General features: G+C 54.2%; 15 protein-coding genes and 1 pseudogene. 11 read left to right on the forward strand and 5 right to left on the reverse strand.

The genetic code is table 11. The features are described 5' to 3' along the window. The first annotated feature begins 7 nt into the window (after positions 1–7). Positions 8–1,531: an amidase gene (locus AAFO92_RS15830; protein WP_347536679.1), complete on the forward strand. Its 1,524-nt coding sequence runs from the start codon at positions 8–10 to the stop codon at positions 1,529–1,531. 219 nt (positions 1,532–1,750) lie between these two features. Next, positions 1,751–3,256 carry an amidase gene (locus AAFO92_RS15835; RefSeq protein WP_347536681.1) on the forward strand — a complete coding sequence of 502 codons (1,506 nt, stop codon included), beginning with the start codon at positions 1,751–1,753 and terminating at the stop codon, positions 3,254–3,256. A gap of 186 nt (positions 3,257–3,442) precedes the next feature. Here the strand turns inward: AAFO92_RS15835 and AAFO92_RS15840 are convergent, their stop codons facing one another. After that, on the reverse strand, positions 3,443–4,222 hold the full coding sequence (locus AAFO92_RS15840) for a hypothetical protein (RefSeq protein ID WP_347536683.1): 780 nt from the start codon (positions 4,220–4,222) through the stop codon (positions 3,443–3,445). A gap of 146 nt (positions 4,223–4,368) precedes the next feature. Here AAFO92_RS15840 and AAFO92_RS15845 point away from each other — a divergent pair, with 146 nt between their 5' ends. Then, the gene (locus AAFO92_RS15845; protein WP_347536685.1) at positions 4,369–5,367 is read left to right on the forward strand and encodes an IS110 family transposase; all 999 of its coding nucleotides are present in this window, start codon (positions 4,369–4,371) and stop codon (positions 5,365–5,367) included. Between the two features lie 504 nt (positions 5,368–5,871). Here AAFO92_RS15845 and AAFO92_RS15850 read toward each other — a convergent pair. After that, positions 5,872–6,885: an IS110 family transposase gene (locus tag AAFO92_RS15850; RefSeq protein WP_347536687.1), complete on the reverse strand. Its 1,014-nt coding sequence runs from the start codon at positions 6,883–6,885 to the stop codon at positions 5,872–5,874. Positions 6,886–7,083: 198 nt separating this feature from the next. On the opposite strand from AAFO92_RS15850, the gene AAFO92_RS15855 reads away from it, so the two are divergent. The 6 genes and pseudogenes from AAFO92_RS15855 to AAFO92_RS15880 all read left to right on the forward strand — a co-directional run bounded on the left by AAFO92_RS15855 (position 7,084) and on the right by AAFO92_RS15880 (position 13,591). Next, on the forward strand, positions 7,084–8,751 hold the full coding sequence (locus AAFO92_RS15855) for a VPLPA-CTERM sorting domain-containing protein (protein WP_347536689.1): 1,668 nt from the start codon (positions 7,084–7,086) through the stop codon (positions 8,749–8,751). 321 nt (positions 8,752–9,072) lie between these two features. After that, positions 9,073–9,309 (forward strand): annotated as a pseudogene (locus AAFO92_RS15860) (tyrosine-type recombinase/integrase); the annotation flags it as partial. 350 nt (positions 9,310–9,659) lie between these two features. Then, positions 9,660–11,084: a circularly permuted type 2 ATP-grasp protein gene (locus AAFO92_RS15865; RefSeq protein WP_347536691.1), complete on the forward strand. Its 1,425-nt coding sequence runs from the start codon at positions 9,660–9,662 to the stop codon at positions 11,082–11,084. 6 nt (positions 11,085–11,090) lie between these two features. Beyond that, positions 11,091–12,032 (forward strand): alpha-E domain-containing protein, encoded by a 942-nt coding sequence (locus AAFO92_RS15870; protein WP_347536693.1) that lies wholly within the window; start codon positions 11,091–11,093, stop codon positions 12,030–12,032. 7 nt (positions 12,033–12,039) lie between these two features. After that, positions 12,040–12,837, forward strand: coding sequence for a transglutaminase family protein (locus AAFO92_RS15875; RefSeq protein ID WP_347536695.1), 798 nt, complete (start codon positions 12,040–12,042; stop codon positions 12,835–12,837). A 10-nt stretch (positions 12,838–12,847) separates the two neighbouring features. Continuing rightward, positions 12,848–13,591, forward strand: a complete 744-nt coding sequence (locus AAFO92_RS15880) for a proteasome-type protease (RefSeq protein WP_347536697.1) — start codon at positions 12,848–12,850, stop codon at positions 13,589–13,591. Positions 13,592–14,480: 889 nt separating this feature from the next. Here AAFO92_RS15880 and AAFO92_RS15885 read toward each other — a convergent pair. After that, complete coding sequence (locus AAFO92_RS15885) at positions 14,481–18,080, reverse strand: calcium-binding protein (protein WP_347536699.1); 3,600 nt, start codon at positions 18,078–18,080, stop codon at positions 14,481–14,483. 55 nt (positions 18,081–18,135) lie between these two features. On the opposite strand from AAFO92_RS15885, the gene AAFO92_RS15890 reads away from it, so the two are divergent. Continuing rightward, positions 18,136–18,573, forward strand: coding sequence for a hypothetical protein (locus tag AAFO92_RS15890; protein ID WP_347536701.1), 438 nt, complete (start codon positions 18,136–18,138; stop codon positions 18,571–18,573). Further along, positions 18,551–19,039 (forward strand): ImmA/IrrE family metallo-endopeptidase, encoded by a 489-nt coding sequence (locus AAFO92_RS15895; protein ID WP_347536703.1) that lies wholly within the window; start codon positions 18,551–18,553, stop codon positions 19,037–19,039. The genes AAFO92_RS15890 and AAFO92_RS15895 overlap by 23 nt, the downstream gene beginning before the upstream one ends. Here AAFO92_RS15895 and AAFO92_RS15900 read toward each other — a convergent pair. After that, positions 19,036–20,079 (reverse strand): hypothetical protein, encoded by a 1,044-nt coding sequence (locus AAFO92_RS15900; protein WP_347536705.1) that lies wholly within the window; start codon positions 20,077–20,079, stop codon positions 19,036–19,038. The genes AAFO92_RS15895 and AAFO92_RS15900 overlap by 4 nt on opposite strands. Beyond that, positions 20,072–21,007: an IS1595 family transposase gene (locus tag AAFO92_RS15905; RefSeq protein WP_347536706.1), complete on the reverse strand. Its 936-nt coding sequence runs from the start codon at positions 21,005–21,007 to the stop codon at positions 20,072–20,074. Before AAFO92_RS15905 ends, AAFO92_RS15900 begins: the two co-directional genes overlap by 8 nt. Positions 21,008–21,039: the final 32 nt, after the last annotated feature.

The following is a 21,039-nucleotide window of genomic DNA, read 5'->3' on the forward strand; positions in this document are numbered from 1 at the left end:
GAAGACCATGACCGTAAAGAGACCAAACATCGAACAAATCATGAGCATCGGCGCAGGTTTGGGGATGACCCTGACTTATTCAGAGGCTGAAGAATACCTTGGCCTAATGGAAGGCAACCTTACGGCTTATGATGTTGTAGACGCGGAGCCGGATTTCACCCCGCTCGTAACGTATCCTCGCACAACAGGCATTTCGCCGCCGCCCGCTGATAACCCCTATGGTGCTTGGGCGCGCAAGGTGGTTATCGAAGGTGCGGCCGAGGGCAAGCTCAAGGGGAAATCGGTGGCCTTGAAAGACAACGTTGCGCTCGCAGGTGTGCCCATGACAAACGGCGCATCAACGCTGGAAGGGTTCATCCCCGTTGCGGACGCCACAATCGTCACACGTATGCTCGATGCCGGCGCGACAATCAAAGGCAAGTCGGTCTCGGAATATTTCTGCTTGTCGGGTGGCAGTCATACATCGAAACCTAGAATGGTACATAACCCACGCCGGGCTGGATATTCAGCTGGCGGTTCGTCCTCCGGTTCGGCGGCACTTGTCGGGGGAGGGCTGGTCGATATGGCAATTGGCGGCGACCAGGGTGGTTCAATCCGCATGCCTGCGTCATTCTGCGGGATCGTTGGAATGAAACCAACGCATGGTTTGGTGCCCTATACAGGCGTCATGCCAATCGAAGCGACCATCGACCACACGGGGCCGATGACCAACACGGTTGCAGACAACGCGCTGCTGTTGGAAGTGCTGGCAGGCGCAGACGGGTTAGATCCGCGCCAGTACGCGCCCAAGGTTGACGACTATACCAAAGCGTTGGACCGTGGTGTCAAAGGCATGAAAATCGGCGTGCTGAAAGAAGGTTTCTCCGCTGCCAACCTGATGCCCGGTATTGCCGATGCCGTCAAAGAAGCGGCCGAAACATTCCGCGGCCTTGGGGCCACTGTCGAAGAAATCTCTATTCCCGATCACCTGTTGGCTGCGGCCATCTGGGTGCCTATCGCGCTTGAAGGACTTCAATGGCAGATGATGCAGGGCAACGGCATGGGCATGAACTGGAAAGGCGCTTATGACGTTGGATTGGTGGATCACCACGCAGGCTGGCGCCAGAATGCGGATGATCTATCGGAGAGCTTGAAAATCAGCATGCTGCTGGGGCAGTATGGCATCGACCACTTCAACGGTCGCTATTACGCCAAGGCGCAAAACATCGCGCGCAAAGTCAAAGAAAGTTTTGACGCAGCATTTGCAAACTACGATATCCTGCTGATGCCCACCCTGCCAATCACAGCCTCCAAACTGCCTGAGCCCGACGCTTCTATTACCGAGGTTGTCACCCGCGCATTCGAAATGATTGCAAATACCGCCCAGTTCGACGTTACGGGCCATCCCTCCATGTCGATTCCGTGCGGTCAAGTTGACGGCCTACCCGTCGGCCTGATGTTGACTGGCGCTGACTACTCCGAAAGCACTATCTACACTGCCGCCGCCGCTTTCGAGGCGACTGTCGATTGGACAGGCGGGTCCACGTCTTAGCGGCGCGCCCAGAGCATTTTCTCGAGAGAACCCGTTACCAAATCAGGCCGGGGGCGCCCGCCACTGGCCTGATCTATCCTACATTGGCGGCCCTTTAAGAACTGGAGAGTCTGACCGCCTTAGCCATGCTGGCGCCCCTTGCCTTCAAAGGAGACGCCCGCCCCACATCATATGACCAGCGATATCGGAACTAAGATGTTGCGAATATAGGTGATCACCATGACAATAAAACGTCCGACCGTTGAAGAAGTTCAAGCCGCCGCGTTGGAGATCGGCATTCATTTTGACGACGCCGAAGCCACTATCTATCACGAATTGATGCAGGGTCAGCTTAATGCCTATGATCTGGTAGATAGTCTGAAAGCAGAAATGCCAAAGGCGGCCTATCCGCGGACCGCCGGGGAAAAACCGGCGCCCGAGGACAATCCCTATAACGCATGGGCCATTAAATCGACGATCAAGGGTTCGGGAACTGGCAAGCTTGCAAACAAGACCGTCGCCATTAAGGACAACGTCTGCGTCGCGGGCGTTCCGATGTCGAACGGCACTTCGGTATTGGCTGGTTACGTGCCCGATTCCGATGCAACAATCGTGACGCGTATTCTGGACGAAGGCGGAGACATCTGCGGAAAAGCCAACTGTGAGTACTATTGTGCCTCGGGAGGTAGCCATACCTCCATTAACGGGGTTGTCGAAAATCCTGTCGTGCCGGGATTCAATGCGGGGGGGTCTTCTTCGGGGTCAACGGCTTTGGTCGCCGCGGGATTGGTGGATATGGCGACAGGGGGCGATCAAGGGGGGTCCGTGCGTATCCCCGCTTCCTATTGCGGTGTAGTCGGATTGAAACCGACCCATGGGTTGGTACCTTATACTGGCATTTTTGCTGTCGAGCTGACGTTGGACCACGCAGGGCCCATTACCCGTACCGTCGCAGATAACGCATTGATGCTGGAAGTTATGGCTGGGCCTGATGGGCTTGATCCTCGTCAAAGCGGCGCTCCCTCGCAACCCTATACTCAAGCGCTAGACAAAGGCGTGAAAGGTCTGAGAGTTGGCATTGTGTCCGAAGGTTTTGGCACCGATGGGGCCGAAGCCGAAGTGGACGAACGGGTCATGGAGGCCGCTGAAAAACTTGCGGCCGCAGGTGCGAAAGTCAGCACGGTCTCAATACCGCTACATCCCGCAGGTGCTTCGATCTGGACCCCGATCTTCCTTGAGGGCACCTATGATCTGATGATGCGCAACAACGCATATGGTACAAACATGAAAGGCGTGTTCAACGAAGGTCTGTTGGATGCACAAGGTAGCTGGAAAGATCGTGCTGACGAGCTTTCCGATACCGTGAAGTTGGGGATGTTGACCGGGCACTATACGGCTTCGCGCAATAAGGGCCGTTACTACGGGAAAGCACAAAACCTGAACCGGCTATTGACTGCTGATTATGAACGCGCCTTGTCAGAGGTCGACGTCTTGATAATGCCGACAACTCCGATGGCGACGACACGCCTGCCGCCAGAGGATGCAGGTCCTGCAGAAGTGATTGCGCGAGCCTTTGAAATGGTCGGCAATACCGCACCGACTTGTGCAACTGGCCATCCCGCCATTTCCGTGCCTGTTGGCAAAACATCGGACGAGCGCCCGATCGGTGCGATGTTGATCGCAAGGCATAACGATGAAATGACGCTGTTCAGCGCAGCGCAGGAACTCGAGAACGCTTATTCCTGATTTTTCAAGGGCGACCACTCGCCCCGCCCACCTTTTTTTGGCGGGCGGACTGGGAGTCAGGTTTCCCTGTGCGGTATTTTCCTCTTCGTCCCAGTAGTTGCCTCCGCCGTACTTTGGGACTTCATTGCATCCAATAGAAGTAAGATCGCCCAACAGAGTGCAGATCGCCGCACCGACTTGTCTCGACTAATCAACTGACCTCAGCGATGCAGCCTTCGCCATGTAGCTACCGAACTCGTCTGAAGTTGGAGCAACGCAACTTCTTCCGAAGAACGCCTTCATGAAGCGTTGGCTGGAATGCCCAATTGGCACTTCAGAGGTTCCATCGAAGAAAACATCGCCAAGATGAAAGATTTTTGAAATCAGCTGACCTCTGTCTTCGGCTTTTTCGTTTTGATCTATTGCGATCAATTCATCCGCATGCTGCTCACATCTTTCATTGTCCCAACCAAGTTGTTCAGTCCGAACTCTTCCGGTCAACGATCGTTTTCGTTGTTCCAAAGGAGTGACAACTGAAACTTGCACAAAGCGCTTTCCAAAGGCCTTTACGAGAAGGTCCAACTCTTCGGGCAGCTTAAATTGGTCGATGATAAATTCATGCCCATCAATCGGTACAACTGCTCGCTCATCCAGTTTTGCCTCATCCGTTTCGCCGCTTGCCGCAGCGGCGGAGCGTCCATAATCGACAATTTGTCTGATAGCCTCCAATGCAAGAACGGCATTGTTACCAAAGGCCTCCCGAACGGCATTGCCTTTCTTGATCTTGTTGTGGAGTACGGATGTGGGAGCTTCCACAAAGCTTATGCCCTTGGCAGTCAGCAGACGATCCATCTCATTGCTGAGAGAAATCGTTGTCGGGGTGTAAGCCATCTTTTTCAGAGTTGCTGCAAGGCTTTCGCTCGCTTCGTGGATCGGGCATCCGATTGGACCAACCAAACCAAAAACTAGCTCGACACGGCTTCGCATGAAGGAAACTTTCCATAATTATCAACACTACCTTTTCGCCGTGGCTCTGCTTGGTTCCGGGTTTCTGTCTCATCTTATGGAGTGGACGCCCCTTGCATCCGAGCCGATAGTTTTCGGCAACCGTAGCAAGCAGAAGGAGTTCACAAATGCAGTTACTTGCGATTGATTTGGGCAAACAGTCGTTTCACATCCATGGGATCACCAATGAGGGCGAGGTGATCTCGAAGAAGGTGACCAGATCAAAACTCGAAGCCGCCGTTCAGGAACTTTCCCCGGATACCATCGCCATGGAGGCTTGCGCCAGCGCTCATCATTGGGGCCGACGGTTTCAGGCCCTGGGGTATTCCGTGCGCCTCATTCATCCGCGGTTCGTCATGCCGTTTGTCAAAGGCTCCAAGAACGACGCTGTTGATTCCGAGGCGATCTATGAGGCCGCACTGCGCCCGACTATGCGATTTGTCCCGGTGAAGACGACGGAGCAACAGGATTTGCAGATGCTGCACCGAACACGCGACCGGCTCATCACACAACGGACCGGATTGATTAATCACATTCGCGGCCTTCTGGGGGAGTATGGCGTTGTCATTCCAGCCGGTGCCTTTCGGTCCCGCAAGGACGTCAGGAACGCTGTCGCTGAGGCCAAATTGTCGGCTCTGGCAACAGTGAACTTCAGCGCACTTATCGCCGAATTCGAAGCGTTGGACACACGCGTCGCCGAGCTCGATCGTAAGCTCGTTGCGATCTGCCGAACCGATGAGCGCTGCAAACGCCTGGCTACGCTTCCCGGGGTCGGGCCGGTGATCGCCACCGCCTTGATCGCTGCCGTTGATGACGGCCGGCACTTCAAGTCTGGCCGGGCACTCGCGGCATGGATCGGGTTGGTTCCCAGACAATATACGACGGGAGGCAAGCCCCGGCTTGGTGGCATAGGCAAACGAGGCAACCAATACCTGCGGCGCCAGCTCATCCACGGTGCCCGGTCCGTCCTGATCAGGATCGCCAACCGTAACGATCGACGTGCGAAATGGGCGCAGGACTTGCTGGCACGCGCAGGCCACAACAAAACGCTCGTGGCAATCGCCAATAAGACAGCACGCATTGCATGGGCGGTGTTGCGGAGTGAAGAAGGCTACAAAACGGTGTAGCTGGTAGCGCGACAGCCGCGGCTTCCAAGAATGCGAGGTGACATGACGATGGTGTAACGGCAAGGGCCGCGAATTCACAACCTGTAAGGAGTGGTGGCCATCAAAGGCCGGTCATCTTGGAAGGCACTGAAACCAGCGGACCCCATCGAGGCCAGGAGCAAAGGTGCTTCGATCAAAGGCCGGATAGATTCACGCATCCAATGCCGTTGATGCTATCGTGAAAAACACTTTGCGCAGGGGGCGTCCATAGATCCACTCCTTGGTGGTTACGATGAACCAGAAATCCTTCTGTAATCGGGCTTGGTTTTGCAAGGAATTAGCGCCTGAAGGTGCATGCTTCTGTCCGTGATCTGCGCATTGCACTCACATGATGCGGTTGGCTTTGGCGCAGGAAAGCCCATCTCCGTTGCGACTTCATATTCAAGTCAGGATTTCTGACGGTTTTTCCTCACCACGTCCCTCCAGGCCCGCCTTCCTTGCGGAAGCTCTGGTTTTGGTTGTCTGTCAGGCGGTTTTGAACTCTGTGCCGTCTATCCACATCCGATGCATGATGACGGCCAGTTTCCGCGCAAGGGCGATCTTGGCGCGCTTTGCGCCCCGTCGAGCAGCAACGCGCATCGCCCATGCCCTGAGTGGGGTCCTTCTGGTGGTTCTCACCAGCATCACATGCGCTGCTTCATAAAGCGCAGTCCGCACACTTGCATCGCCAGCCTTGGTGATCGACGTGACACGATCCGTTTCGCCGGATTGGTATCGTCGTGGCGTCAGGCCAAAGCAGGCCCCCACCGACTTTGATGAACGAAATCGTTTCGGGTCGTCGATAGCCGCTCGGAACGTCATCGCCACCACGGCACCAACACCGGGAATGGTCATAAGGCGACGGCAGACGTTATCGTTGCGAGACTGATCCCGAACCAGCTTGTCCAATTTGGCAAATTCCTCTGCCATCGCATCCCGTGCTGATAAGAGCGGGGAGATTGCCGCTTCCAGCACCAAGTTGCCTGCGATCAGGTCGCGAACCAATTCACAAAACCGGCCTCGCGCTCCTGTGGGAACCCTCAAACCAAACCCTCTAAGAAGGCCGCGAACCGAATTGTCGAGTTCACGGATGCGACGACCCAAACTGTCCCGCGCCGACAACATCACCAGCAGGTCCCGGGCGGCAGGGGTCTTCAAATGCACAGGCTGAAACCAGCCCATCCGAAGAAGCTCGGCGATGCCGCGGGCATCCCGCCGATCCGTCTTGACCGGAATGGCGGATAAAGCGGCATGAACCCTGCGCGTCTCCATCAGCACGCTGTGCAAACCTCTCTGCTTGAGGCCGTCAACAAGGAAACCCGACATGGGTCCAGCTTCGAGACCGATTCCAGCAATCTCATCAGAAAACGGATCCAGCGCATTTGCGAGTTCCTCAGGATGGCTCAGCGCAGAAAACTCTTTCTTGACGCAGCCATCTGCGTCGATCACGCAAACGGCCGTACTCTCAACTGAAACATCAAGCCCTATGTAATACGTCATGGTCATCTCCTCTTTCCCGAAAACCACCACGATAATGGTGGCGAATCAGCCCGATGACCGCATCTCTCCTGTCAAATCACCCTAAATTTATCCGGTAGGTGCTGACGTCAGGCAGTTCGTGATTTTTTGGCCTTTACAATAAGCTAAGAGTTCTTACCCTGCACTCAATTCTGTGACTTAACGATGGGGATGTGTGCGATGCTTTCACAAAAATACCTTCTTTCAACCTCTGTTGTTGCGTTCTGTTCAACAGTTGCAATGTCAGCTAGCGCAGCGACTGTTACAACGGGCAGTGCCTTCATCAACGATGGAACTTTCGGGAGACCGAATATCACAGCAGGTGGTGATGGACCTGGGGTAGCGGAGATCAACGCCGAGACTACCCCGAACGCAACCACCTCTTTCGATGCGGATTTTGTTGCAATTGGTCGCGAAGATGGTGGCGACGGTACTTTGCGCGTGGTTGGTGATGGCACACCAGGGTCTGCCACTTTAACAACAGGAGACCTTCGTGTCGGTGCTGACTCAAATAATCGGGTGGAAGTGTTGAATGGTGGTCACCTGATTTCTGACACAGATGGCACAGGTCGCGCCCAACAGATTATTATTGGCGCGGATGATGACGAGTTTGCGTCGGTACAAACTCGGGGAAGCACAACTGTCGTTGTTGATGGCGAGGGTTCTTTGCTCGAAAGTAACGGGCGGCTAACGATTGGCTTTCAGAATGACACGCCTGACGATTTCACGATCTCAAATGGTGGTCGTGTTGTTGTTCAGGAGCCCGACAACTTTGCTGATCGGGTGACCGCCACAGGCGATCCCGGTGAGGGCGCCAGTGGTGTTGTTTCTTTAGGAGGAGATTTTTCCAACAATCCGACAACCCAGGCACTGGATACATTGACGGTTACGGGTGACGGCTCCGAGCTTGTCTATTCGTCCGGTCTATTTACTAATACAGGTAATAATCGAATAATTGTGTCTGATGGCGGTGCGATCCGGCAAATCGAGGCTGGAGATATTGATACGAGACGTGATCAGTTCTCTGTATTCGATGATAACTCATTCGGTATCCAATTGGGGTCAGCAGTAGGGGAGTCTTCTCTGACTGTTGAAGGAAGTGGATCGATAGTAACATCTACACGCGGTGTTTCAATCGGTGCCGGGGATGTGTTTGTCGGGTTTAATGACCCCGATACCTTTTCAGGACCAATCTTTGCTCCTTCGACTGCGGAGGTAACTGTGCGTGACGGTGCCATGCTTTCCACAGCTGGCGAATTACGTGTATCGGACGAAGATGGAGAAGGTACAGGTTTCCTGACGGTTGCGTCTGGCGGTCGTGTGGAAGCGGAAACGGTCATTGTAAACGGTGGTGGCCTGTTGTCCGGTGATGGTGGCACCATAGCTGCAAATGTCGTTTTGAATGGCGGCACGATTGCTCCCGGTGCTTCCCCAGGCATCATGAATATTGACGGTAACTTGGAGGTTCTGGGTGGGATTCTCTCATTTGAGATCGGTGGTTCTTCAATCGGAATGTTCGATCAACTATTTGTATCAGGGGATCTTATCACACCGACAGGCTTGAATGTCGAAATCTCGTTCCTCGATAGCTTCGTGCCAACTCTGGGCGACAGCTTCGATTTTCTTTCCGTGTCGGGTGCCGCGCCCATATTTGATGACCCAGATAGCATCAACTTTTCGTTCTTCGGGGATAACCCCGGCCTTGACTTCTCGTTCAGCTCGACAGGGTTCTCTGCTGTGGTAACGGGTTCGGACGTTGCACCTGTGCCTGTGCCAGCTTCTTTCCCTCTTCTACTCGCAGCGATTGGCGGGCTGGCTTGGCGTGGCCGCAAAGCAAAACGCGCTTGATCGAAAATCTTGATGGCATTCCCGTGTGATGTCAAGATCAAGACCGTAGAAAATTTGCAGCCATGTCCGGTGAATGGGCATGGCTGCAAAAATTTCGGGTGATCTCAGAACGTATACTTTAACTCTCAATATAGACGGGCGATATCGGTCGATTTAGGTAAAAAACTCGACCCACTACATCTTGTGTTTGGCCGCACCGAAGCGCTTCAACCCGCTGTAATTGCGGTCAATGGCAGTGTTATTGGCCGACCGCCAGTATGGGAGTTTCGATCCCTAGCAGGGGACCATTTTGGCAAGACGTTTAGGTTCTGTACGGTGGCGGCGACCCGTCAATACGCACGGACTGTCAGAGATTGGGTGACGTCCATCGGCCTGGAGGCAACGGCATACGGCACGCATTCGATGCGCCGCACGAAGGTGACACAGATTTACAAGAAAACAGGTAATCTGAGAGCGGTTCAGCTTCTACTCGGTCACACCAAGATGGACAGCACTGTCCAGTACCTGGGCGTCAAATTGGAAGATGCGCTGGCCATCGCAGAAGCCATCGAGATCTAAAGACTAGGGCCGCTCGATCAGGACGGCTCAAAGCGGACTTTGGTCGCCGAATTCGGCGCAATGGCGTAAAGGGCTACCATCAAAGAACGCAAGTTCTGCAAGTCATCGCCCTTATGACAGCACAACAACTGATTTTAAAGCTAAGATCAGACCACAACGGCGTTTTGCATTTGCATCTTGATTGCATACCAGATGTCTATGGCGTTTTTCGCATGCGCAAGAATAATGCGGTCCGCGCAATTTTACGGCACAGTACAAGTAATCTACGTGTTCGAATACCAGAGTTCAGAGCACTGCGTGAGCAGCAGTATTAGTGTCAAATGACGGACTGTCTGGAGCGCGATCAGAGAATGAAAGATGAGGACATATTCGATGAGATGTGGGGCTACGAGGAATGTGTTCGGTCCCCATATGAATGTTTCAACAGCTGGTTTTGCGACGAAGACCCTACGAGATTGCGCGCCAAGCAACGTGAGGCTGACACGCTATTCCGTCTGACGGGCATCACTTTCAACGTCTACGGACGCAGTGAAGCCGAAGAACGCCTGATCCCGTTTGACATCATCCCACGCATTATCTCGGGATCGGAGTGGTTTCGGCTGTCGCGGGGCATCGACCAGCGCGTTCGTGCGATCAACGCGTTCATCCACGATATCTACCACAACCAGGAAATCGTGAAGGCCGGGCGCATTCCGCTGGAAATGATCAGCAAGAATGAGGCGTTCCTGCCAGAGATGATCGGCGTCCAGCCACCGGGCGGCATCTACACCCATATCGTCGGTATCGACCTGGTCCGCACCGGGCCGGGTGACTTTTTCGTGCTTGAGGACAACGCGCGCACCCCCTCGGGCGTCAGCTACATGCTGGAAAACCGCGAAACCATGCTGCAGATGTTTCCCGAACTGTTTTCCCAAAACCGCGTGCAGCCGGTCCAGAACTACCCGGTCAACTTGCGAAGGTCGCTGGCGGCCTGTGCGCCAAACCGGACAAAGGGCGCGCCCGTGGTCGCGGTCTTGACCCCGGGCATCTACAACTCGGCTTATTTCGAACACGCATTCCTGGCCGATCAGATGGGTGTCGAACTGGTCGAAGGCCATGACCTGAAAGTCGAAAACGGACGTGTCGCCATGCGCACCACGCGGGGTTACACCCCGATCGATGTGCTCTACCGGCGCGTCGATGACGAGTTTCTCGACCCGCTGAACTTCAACTCGGACAGCCAGCTTGGCGTGCCCGGGATCATGGATGTCTACCGCTCAGGTGGGATCACCATCGCCAACGCGCCAGGCACGGGTATTGCCGATGACAAGGCGATTTATTCCTACATGCCTGAAATCGTGGAGTTTTATACAGGCGAACGCCCGTTCCTGAAGAATGTGCCGACCTATCGCTGTTCCGAGCCGAAGGATCTGCAATACGTGCTCGGCAACCTTGCAGAGCTGGTCGTGAAAGAGGTGCACGGTTCAGGCGGTTATGGCATGCTGATCGGCCCGGCCTCGTCCAAGAAAGAGCTGGACAACTTCCGGGCCAAGCTCAAGGCCCGCCCGGGAAACTACATCGCGCAGCCCACGCTTAGCCTGTCGACGGTGCCGATTTTCACACGCAACGGTCTTGCGCCGCGGCACGTGGATTTGCGCCCGTTCGTGCTGGTCAGCCCTGATGGCGTGCAGGTGACGCCGGGCGGCCTGACACGAGTGGCGCTCAAGAAAGGCTCGCTCGTGGTGAATTCCTCGCAGGGGGGCGGCACTAAGGACACTTGGGTTCTGGAGGACTAGGCGCGCATGCTGGGCAAAACCGCAAATGGCCTTTTCTGGATGTACCGTTATCTCGAGCGGGCCGAAAACACCGCGCGCCTGATTGAAACCGGCCAGCGCATTGCGCTCACTCGCCTGGAGGGCCGCGACGAGGAATGGACGTCAATCCTTCAGTCGGGCGGTGTTATGGATGGGTTCACACAGACCGGCGATGACCTGTCCAAGGAGACGGCGATCAACTGGATGCTGCGATCCAAGGCCAACGCCTCATCGGTACTGACCTGCATCGAAACGGCACGGCAAAACGCCCGCCTGGTGCGTGCAGCCCTGACCGGTGAGGTCTGGGAGGCCATCAACGCTTCTTACATGGAAGCGCGCAGCCTTCTGGCGCGACGGGTCAGCGAGCGGGAATTGCCGAATGTCCTGCGCTCTTTGCGGCAAAGCACGGCGCTGGTCCGTGGCATGACCCATGGCACGATGCTGCGAAACGAGATTTACGACTTCGCGCGGATCGGCACCTTTCTGGAACGCGCTGACAACACGGCGCGGATACTGGATGTGAAATACTACGTTTTGCTGCCCTCGGCCGGATCAGTCGGCAGTTCGATCGACAATGTGCAATGGGAAACGATCCTGCGGTCCCTTTCGGCACGGGGCGGGTTCCGCATGGAATATGGCCACGGTGCCGGTCCAATGGAAATCACGCAGTATCTTATACTCGACAAGCGCATGCCGCGCAGTCTGGCCTTTTGCGCCGGCAAGCTGTGTGACAATCTGCGGTACCTGCATGGTGGCAATCGCGGCACGTTGCCGTCACTCAAACAGGTGACAGAGCTTGAAAACAAATATCTCCGCCATGACGTGCAGGCGATTTTCAACTTTGGCCTGCACGAGTTCATTCAGCAGATCCTTGGTCAGTTCAGCGCGATATCGCGCCAGATCGAGATCGATTTCCGCTTTTACAAGTGACGGTCCCATGCGCCTGAAAATCGAACATAAAACCCTCTATAAATTCGATGAGCCAGTGTCCTTTGGTCTGCAGAAACTGCGCAAGACACCGAAATCCTCGCCGCAGCAGACGGTCGTGACCTGGCACACCCAGGTCAAATGTGGTCGCAAGGAATTGGAATACGAAGATCACCACCACAATAGGGTTGAATTGCTGAGCTTTGAGCCGCAAGCCACGGAACTGGAAGTCAGTTGTAGCGGCGAGGTCGATATGGTCGACACAAGCGGCGTCGTCGGCCCCCATCGTGGCCCCTCGCCACTCTGGCTCTACCAGCAACAAACCGATCTGACCCGCGCCAAAACAGGCGTGCGCGCGTTGCTGCGCGACAATGCGATCACGCCGGACTTGGATGGGATGCACAGGTTGACGCAAGCCATCCGCGAAGCGGTCGCCTACAAGGTCGGCGTATCCGAGATGTCCTGGTCGGCCGAGGACGTGGTGGAGGCCGGCAAGGGCGTCTGCCAGGATCACTCACATGTCTTCCTGGCCTGCGCCCGGCACCTGGATGTCCCGGCTCGCTATGTCTCGGGCTATCTGATGCTGAATGACAAGACCGCCCAGGAAGCCATGCATGCCTGGGTCGAGGCGCATATCGGCGACCTGGGATGGGTGGGATTTGACGTCTCAAACGGGATTTCGCCGGATACACGCTATGTCCGCGTCGCAACCGGGCTGGACTATACCGATGCCTCTCCGGTAACCGGGGTCAGGGTCGGCGGTAAGGGCGAACACCTTGATGTGCGGATCGACGTTTCGCAGCAGTGAAGGCTAGGACATGACCTATTGCGTTGGAATGGTGCTCGACAGGGGGCTGGTCTTCATGTCCGACACGCGGACGAATGCCGGCCTCGACAACATTTCAACCTTCCGAAAAATGACGATCTGGGAGGTCCCGGGCGAACGCGTCATTACTCTCATGTCCGCAGGCAACCTGGCAACGACGCAGGCGGTCGTCAGTCTGCTAGAAGAGCGCAGCAAGTCCCCTGCGGACCGGGCACCCTCCGTTCTGGAGGCCCCGTCGCTGTTTCAGACGGCGCGGCTCATCGCGGATACATTGCGCGAAGTGATTGCAGAACAGGGTGACGAAGGACAGCGCGCGGACAGCGCGTTCAACGCAACCCTACTGGTGGGCGGGCAGATCGCGGGCAGCGAACCGCGCCTGTTTCTGATCTACCCCGAGGGCAATTTTGTTGAAGCTGGTGAAGACACGCCGTTCTTCCAGATCGGTGAAATCAAGTATGGCCGCCCCATCCTGGTACGTGCCTATGACCCGGGCATGAGCTTTGAGGAGGCAATGAAACTGTTGATGGTCAGCTTCGATTCAACACTCAAGGCGAACCTGACCGTTGGCGCCCCGTTCGATTTTCATTTCTATGAAAAAGACAGCCTGCGCACCGGCTGGCAGGGACGGATTGATGGGGATGATTCCTATTTTCAAGCCGTCTCCAAACGCTGGGGAGACGCGCTCAAGGACGCGCTGGAGAGTCTTCCAGATTTTGAACGCGCAAAATCAACTTAGAGCGCTCAAACGTCCCAAGAACGTGCCAATTGCTTCACAGGCAAAAAACAAGAGTGCCGATAGAACGTGGCATTGATCCTAAGAGTTTCGAATCTAGTAAGTTCTGCAGTGCGGCGAATGGCCGCTTCCCGCCGATTCTGTGGAAAAACAACGTGTTGCGGACGCGGAAAGTGCCTCACTACACTGCGTGCGAACGCCTTTCTTATCAGGCTACGCGTGGTTGCTGCGGTGCGGGAAAGATCTTGGCCAGTTTGCGGAGGTTCTGGGCGGTGGCGGCGAGGAGGAATTCGTCGTTCGCACCGCATGGGCCGCGCAATCGGAATGGCGAACAAGCGACCGAAGCCCGAAGAGATTGTCTCGAAATTGCGGCAGGTTGAAGTGTTGATGGGGCAAGGCATGCCGCGTGTTGGGGCAACATCGTTCGACACAGAGGCACGCTCCGAGAGGCCGTGCATATGAGGACCGGATTTCAAGTGCTGCGCAAAACGATGGGGTCAGATCCGGCGATAGCCTGGCGATTGCCTCGTGGAAATTACCACTAAACCAGCCGCTAGAACTGAGACCGCTGCCCGCCTCAAAATCAGCAAAACCAGCCTCTACAATGCTCTCAGAGGCCAAAAAGCGGACTGAAAATACAGATGTTCTGGTTAAGTTCGCGCGAGCCGGACAAAAAGTCACTTTTATGCAGTGACCCCTATTACCTTGTCCAATGCGACCTCTGAATGCTGAGCCCCCACAGGATCCGGTACCAGAAATCAATATTTCAATTGAGACCACGCTCTAACAATAACCCGGACTGCTCGGTGGGCTCATGCCGGCATTCTCATGGCGCTTTGCGCGAGCATTCGATCCTCGCACAAAGCGGAAATCCCGTAGAAGAACTGCACTGTCAAACGAACTGGAAATCATCCTGGGTCAACAGTGACGATGTAACATTCGTCAAGGTGATGCTTTCGCCTGCGCCGTAGTCAATTACAGCATCCCCGTTCACGTCCGTGATAATCAGGTCAGCAAAACTTGTCGGGCCGCCGGTGAAGCTGATTAAATCAAGGCCATCCGCAAAATCGATGATCACATCATTTCCGTCACCTGGAACAAAGCTGAACACATCTGCTCCGCCATTGCCTTCCAGCGTATCGTTGCCCACCCCGCCAGAGATCAAATCATAATTGATCGTACCGGAGACCACGTCATCCCCGACAGTATTCTGATCATCCAATGCGCGCTGGCGAATACTGGCATCGTCCAGGGTACCGTCCGAGAAGATCAGGGCCTCAATGTTGGTCTGGCTGTGACCGATTGCTTGGCGCACTTGATAGTGCAATTCTATTTCGCCATCGGGCGTGGCTATGAACACGTCATGGCCATCATTTCGGAAGCTGACCTGATCTGAGGAATACTGGCTTAGATCCAGCGTATCCTGACCCACTCCACCAATGATCTGATCATTTCCCGAAACATACGTGATGGTGTCGTCGCCAAGCCACGCGTCCAACGTATCGTTTCCAGCGCTGGTGGTCATGCTATCCGCATAGCGTGTGCCAGAGATAACGTCATCACCTGAGGTGTTGGGATCATCTACTGCACGTTGGCGAATGACGGCATCCGTAAGTGTGACATCGGAGAATATGATCGTTTCGATATTGGATTCGGAATGTCCAACGTCATGGCGGCTCTGATAGTCGAGTTCGATCGTTCCGTCTGGTGTATTGATAAAGATGTCATGCACATCGTTGCGGAAACTGACCTGATCAGAGGAATACTGGCTCAAATCCAGTATGTCCTGACCGTAATTTCCGTCCTTGATGATATCGTTTCCAGAAGAATAGATGATCGTATCGTCGCCATACCATGCGTCGATCGTATCATTCCCCGCACCATCAACGATCACATCATCCAAGTATGACCCATTGATTGAATCGTCGCCTGCCGTCGACTGATCGTTTACAGCTCGACTGCGGATCGCAGCTTCGTCCAATATCTGATCCGAGAAGACAATCGACTCGATGTTTGTGCGGATGTGCCCAATGTCAAAGCGCGCCTGATAGTCCAGTTCGATCATACCATCAGGGGTGGTAATAAACACATCATATTCCACAACCTCGAAGCCGACCTGATCCGAGGAATACTGACTCAAGTCAAGCGTATCTTGGCCGTAGTTCTTCTTGCTTCCAACGATTTTGTCATCCCCGGAAACATAGGCAATCGTATCGTCACCAGCGTAGCCATAGATTGTGTCGTTGCCAGAACCAGGCAATATGTATTCCCCGTCACCTGATCCAGTGACGGTATCGTCACCTGATGTTCCGGAAACCAGCGGGCCATAAGCAGCTAGCCAGCTCGACAAGCTAACATTGCTGAGCGCTATAGTATCACCGCCAGCATAGGTGATGAGTACGTCTGGGCCTTGCTGAGAAATCGACACACCCACCGGAGTGGTTGTCGGATCGAGAAATTCACCATTGATCTCAATTTGATCCACGCCAATTTCGAAATCGCTGACGATATCCAATCCGTCTCCTGTTTCGAAACGGAACACATCGCCACCGCCGCCACCGGTAATCGTGTCGTTTCCGGCGCCGCCGTCTAGGAGGTTGGAGTCCGTTGTCCCAACCAGTTCGTTTGCGCCATCGCCACCGATCGCGTTTTCAATGTTAGAGACCGTTTCCGTGAAGCCATCTGCGAATACTAGAGTACCGTTTGCAAGGTCGAGCGTGAAGCCAGAAGCCGCATAAGACAGATCAAGCGTATCAACGCCGTCGCCACCTTCGTAAGTGTCGTCGCCGGTGCTGCCGAACAGCGTATCTTCGCCGTCGCCGCCATCCAGACTGTCATCACCATCATCAGAACTCAAAATGTCATTTCCGGCACCGCCGAACAGCCTGTTATCGCCCCCGTTGCCGTCAAGTGTATCATTGCCACCGAGGCCTTCTAGGATCTCGGTGCCGAAATCAAAATCGCTGCCGACAAGATCATCGTCGCCTTCAGTGCCACGCGTGACGATATCGAGATCAAGGCTGCTGTAGTTTATTGTGACGCCGTCGGCAAAATCGAAATGCTCTATGGAATGGTGCGTTAGCACCGTCAGAAGACTTCCATCAGGAAGTTTTATTTCCAGGTTGCCGTTGACACGCGAGAACACAACATCAGTCGAATTGATGTCGGTGAACTGAATACGGTCCGCCAAACCAGCTTGCACGGACGAAGTGTCTGAAATTACATCGTTTCCATCGCCTGCCGAATAGACATAAATGTCGTTTTCGGCACCGCCCGCCAGAAAATCATCTCCCAGACCGCCTGTTAACAAGTCTTCGCCTTGTTCGCCATAAAGGCTATCTGAGTCACCGTCCCCGAGCAGAAGGTCGTTTCCTTCACCACCGAACAAGGTATCGCTGCTTGTTCCGCCGGAAATGACGTCTGCGCCTGCGCCGCCACTCAATTCGTCGGCGCCATCTCCACCGCTCAGATCATCTTCGCCTGCGCCGCCACCAATTGTGTCCGCTCCAGCACCGCCAAGCAAAGTATCGAGACCTTCACCTCCGGATAGCTCGTCATCACCCCCGTCACCATTTATCAAGTCGTCACCTTGGCCACCGTCAACTTGGTCATTACCGTCGCCGCCTTTAATAATGTCGTTATCTTCTTCACCGAAAAGGCGATCATCGTCTGCATCGCCATGAATGGTGTCGTCGCCAAGACCCCCGTAGATGCTGTCCTCGCCAGCTCCACCACGAAGTTCATCGCCACTGTCAGAAAGCAATTCAAATTCAATGCTAGCCGCTCCAGCGTCATTGTAGGGAAAGGGGAGAGCTTCAGCTACTACAACAGTCGCGTACTCAGCGGCATCCCAGAGCTCGTCAAAATTTGTGTCATAGTCGTCAATGAGTGCCTCAGGTAGATCAAACGAAATTGGAAGAATGGAAGCTTCACTAGCATCAATAAATCCATCGTCATTGGCATCGACTAGCGCAAAACCAGTTTGCTGGTCGCCGGAACCAGTATTTCGTATGGCTCTCTGAACGGAAAACGAACCACCGATGATTGTATCAGCGCCAGCGCCGCCGAGCAGCGTATCGCTTCCATCGTTGCCCATGATCGTATCATCACCAGCTCCACCGTCAAACATCGCGCTCCCCGTTCCGCTTGTCGACAGGCTAAGCCGCAATACTTCTGTTCCGAAACTATCGTTCCCACTTGTGCCTGTTGTTGCTGGAGGGGCGCTGGTTTCGTCGAAAAGCGAAACATCTTCTTCACTTTCCGTGATTTCTTCGAAAACCCGTTCTGCTTCCAAAGCCTCTTCGGACATCTGCCGCGTTGGACCGTGGATCCATTCTCCGGGTGTTGCGCCGTCATCCTTGCGAATGGCTGGCCCGAAGCCATTGCCGTAATCGATGCCTTTGTGAACAAATCGACCGTCGATATTGAGAGAGTTGTGGATGACGCCATTTCCAATGGGGTCTATATACTTAACTAGCCAAGTTACCGCCATTGACTGGCGGGCCCAGCCCTGCTGTTGTGTCAGTGTTAACTTCAGGGTTTTACAAATGGCATTAAATGAAAATGAGCGGGATGCTCATATCAAGGCGATTTACTATATCCTCCTTCCTTTTGTTGTGCTGACCATCGTGAGCTTATTCGTGTCCATATTCACATGGAATTCGATGGATGGGCATCGGGAAGTCGAAGCAATTACATGGTCTTTGACAGTCATAGAGATAGTATTAGCTCTTTTTGCTATTATGTTAGGTATAGTGGCCATATTTGGTTTCTGGGCGATAAGAGGCGCGGCGGTAGCATCCGCCAAACGAGAGGCAAGAGCCTACCTAGATGAAAAGGCGGCTCAGATGTTCCAGCAGGTTGCGAAAACGCAGCAGTTGGATGGGAGTGTCGAAAAGCCAGATATTCCAGAGGGCGTTGACGAAACCGATGTAATATCGAAGGCGCAGGAGGAGCAGAGTGATGACGGTCAGGCCGGTAAGTGAAAAACTGAGAATCGTGAATGACTACATTTCTGAGATGGAGTTACCAATTGAGGTGACTCCCCTTGCAAATCGTTTGGGCATTCGTGTCTATAGGGCTCCATGGCCGAATGAGATCTCGGGCAAAATTCAAAAAGACGCGGAACGCGGCGGAGAAAGCGGCTTCGCGATTTTCGTTAATCAAGACCATCCTGCCGTGCGACGCCGATTTACCATTGCCCACGAAATAGCCCATTATGTCCTTCACGAAAGAAAGATAGGCGATGGTATTTTCGATGATGCGCTATATCGCAGTGGTTTACCTCATCGTGAGGAGGTTCAGGCAAACGCACTGGCGGCAGATATCCTCATGCCTAAAAAGCTCGTCCGCGAAATGCAGGGCCAACATGGTGACGAAATCGGCAAGTTGGCTGAAATTTTCTGGGTATCTGAGCAGGCAATGTCGATCCGACTTGGGGTGCCAACTTAATCCCCGATTTGCTTTTGCTCGAATAGCGCCGCGATCTGTTCTGCTTCCAGCTTTCCACCCTGCAGAACATTCGCTTTACTCAAAATGTAGCGCGGAAACTTAGTTGGCAGGTAAACATGTCGGAACCACTTGCGGAATGTGGGTAACGCTTCGTCTGGATAAGCCCACGGAGTTTGCGGGTTGCTCGCTGCCTGCGGGTAGTAGTCAGGATAATGGTGTTCGTACCTGATGCGAGGGCCAAAACGATCTTCCAAATTGTTGTCTGTCCAGAATTTGCCCCAAGCAATACCCACACTGATATCAGGTAGAGTTTTGTCGTTGACCGTCAGGTCTGCGTTGATCAAATCAACTGCGAGGCCGGTGGTCTCCGAGAACAGAATGAAATGTTCATCCGGTGCGCTGTCCTTGAGGATCGACACGCGGTCATTGAAATAACGCCACTTATCTTCCGGCGTGTAATCCAGGGCTTGATAAATGAATTGCTGCAGGCCAAACCGAGCGAGGTTGCGATAATTCTTGATCGCTGTGTCATTGGTTCGCTGCGCTTCAAATGCGAAGTATTCGATGAACGCCATACAAACAATGTCAGGGTAGGCATAGTGTGGGGAGCCGTTCTTAGATATTTCCATGAACATTCGCGGCTCGTCATAACCATTCTTGAATAGATAGTCCTTGAAGAAGGACATGCGACCTTTTGAGGGTATCGGGTCACTGTAGGTATCCTGCCATTCCTGAGTGATTTCCTGAATGGTTGCTCGTGCAGCTCCCGACATTTGGGCTAGCCCACGTTGGGTTAGGTAGGGTAATCCGTTGTCGAGAACACCCATTTCGATGCCATTTACGTTCTTCTCAACTTTGATGCCGAGATCCAACGCAAGCTGAACAGGGGTGGCCGGGTCATTGACCGAAATCTCCCCTAAGTATCGGAAATTATTGCCATCTTGGGTGGCCGGTCTTGCAACTTTTGGCGCAACTGCACGCACAACATCGTCAAATGTCGCGTCGATGGGGTCAATCGTGTCTTTTCTCTTGTCAGCCATTTATCAGCCCTTTGTATGTCAGCCGCTTGTCGGCCATCTGCTCGATTGTCATGTTTATGAAGTTCATGGTGCCAGCCTGCGCCGTGTTGTGACGGAACGAGAACTCATTCACATAGCGATGCAAGTGTTTGGGGCTCATGTAGTGATAGATACCATAGTGACCCCGCTTTAGCAGCGCCCAGAAGCTCTCTATGCCGTTTGTGTGGGCCATGTCGCGGACAAACTCACCGACTGAGTGATTGACCCGCAGATGCATGTATCCTTGCTGGTCGAGGCCCAGATAGCCCTTGTGGCTGTCTGTAACCACTGTGCCGCCTTTTGGTGCGTGCTGGCCCACAAAGCTTTTCAGCGTTTCGCCTGTCGTGTCCTTGACGGGGGTAGCGCGGACTTCGCCGTGCTGATCACGGATACCGACAACGGCAGTCTTGCCAACGGTGCCGCGACCGGCGTGAAGTTTCTTCTTCGCGTGTTTGTTGCGTTCTTTGCCACCTACATAGGTTTCGTCAACCTGGGTCTGATCACCCATGTCGCCGCCGCCCTGACCTTTCAGCCACGTTTCGCGGATGCGTTGCGCAAGGAACCATGCCGATTTCTGGGTGATGCCCAATTCACGGGCCATCTGAGTGCTGGGAATGCCCTTGCGGGCGCTGGTAAGCATGTAGATAGCCAGAAGCCACTTAATCAGGGGAAGGCGGCTCTCAGCCAGTACCGAGCCCGTACGGACGCTGAAATGCTTCCGGCAATCTTTGCAGCGGTAAGGCATGGGCTTGTGGTCTTTGCACTCTGTAACGCTGACCGAACCGCAGTGACCACATACCGGCTCATCACCCCAACGGCGGGCCTCAAAGAACTTGCGTGCCGCTTCCTCATCTGGGAACTTCTGGAAGAATTCGAAGGTAGAGAGTGTTTCTGGTTTCGGCTGCGGCATCAGTCACTTCCTTGCTGTATGGAAGATAACTA

The organism is Roseovarius sp. CAU 1744 (assembly GCF_039839345.1).
GTDB lineage: Bacteria > Pseudomonadota > Alphaproteobacteria > Rhodobacterales > Rhodobacteraceae > Roseovarius.

Excerpts from the sequence above, each read along its gene's own strand:
- AAFO92_RS15830 (WP_347536679.1), top strand. The coding sequence starts at position 8 with ATGACCGTAAAGAGACCAAACATCGAACAAATCATGAGCATCGGCGCA.
- AAFO92_RS15895 (WP_347536703.1), top strand. The coding sequence starts at position 18,551 with ATGACGGTCAGGCCGGTAAGTGAAAAACTGAGAATCGTGAATGACTAC.
- AAFO92_RS15850 (WP_347536687.1), bottom strand. The coding sequence starts at position 6,885 with ATGACGTATTACATAGGGCTTGATGTTTCAGTTGAGAGTACGGCCGTT.
- AAFO92_RS15845 (WP_347536685.1), top strand. The coding sequence starts at position 4,369 with ATGCAGTTACTTGCGATTGATTTGGGCAAACAGTCGTTTCACATCCAT.
- AAFO92_RS15890 (WP_347536701.1), top strand. The coding sequence starts at position 18,136 with ATGGCATTAAATGAAAATGAGCGGGATGCTCATATCAAGGCGATTTAC.
- AAFO92_RS15885 (WP_347536699.1), bottom strand. The coding sequence starts at position 18,080 with ATGGCGGTAACTTGGCTAGTTAAGTATATAGACCCCATTGGAAATGGC.
- AAFO92_RS15870 (WP_347536693.1), top strand. The coding sequence starts at position 11,091 with ATGCTGGGCAAAACCGCAAATGGCCTTTTCTGGATGTACCGTTATCTC.
- AAFO92_RS15865 (WP_347536691.1), top strand. The coding sequence starts at position 9,660 with ATGAAAGATGAGGACATATTCGATGAGATGTGGGGCTACGAGGAATGT.
- AAFO92_RS15905 (WP_347536706.1), bottom strand. The coding sequence starts at position 21,007 with ATGCCGCAGCCGAAACCAGAAACACTCTCTACCTTCGAATTCTTCCAG.
- AAFO92_RS15900 (WP_347536705.1), bottom strand. The coding sequence starts at position 20,079 with ATGGCTGACAAGAGAAAAGACACGATTGACCCCATCGACGCGACATTT.
- AAFO92_RS15840 (WP_347536683.1), bottom strand. The coding sequence starts at position 4,222 with ATGCGAAGCCGTGTCGAGCTAGTTTTTGGTTTGGTTGGTCCAATCGGA.
- AAFO92_RS15855 (WP_347536689.1), top strand. The coding sequence starts at position 7,084 with ATGCTTTCACAAAAATACCTTCTTTCAACCTCTGTTGTTGCGTTCTGT.
- AAFO92_RS15880 (WP_347536697.1), top strand. The coding sequence starts at position 12,848 with ATGACCTATTGCGTTGGAATGGTGCTCGACAGGGGGCTGGTCTTCATG.
- AAFO92_RS15835 (WP_347536681.1), top strand. The coding sequence starts at position 1,751 with ATGACAATAAAACGTCCGACCGTTGAAGAAGTTCAAGCCGCCGCGTTG.
- AAFO92_RS15875 (WP_347536695.1), top strand. The coding sequence starts at position 12,040 with ATGCGCCTGAAAATCGAACATAAAACCCTCTATAAATTCGATGAGCCA.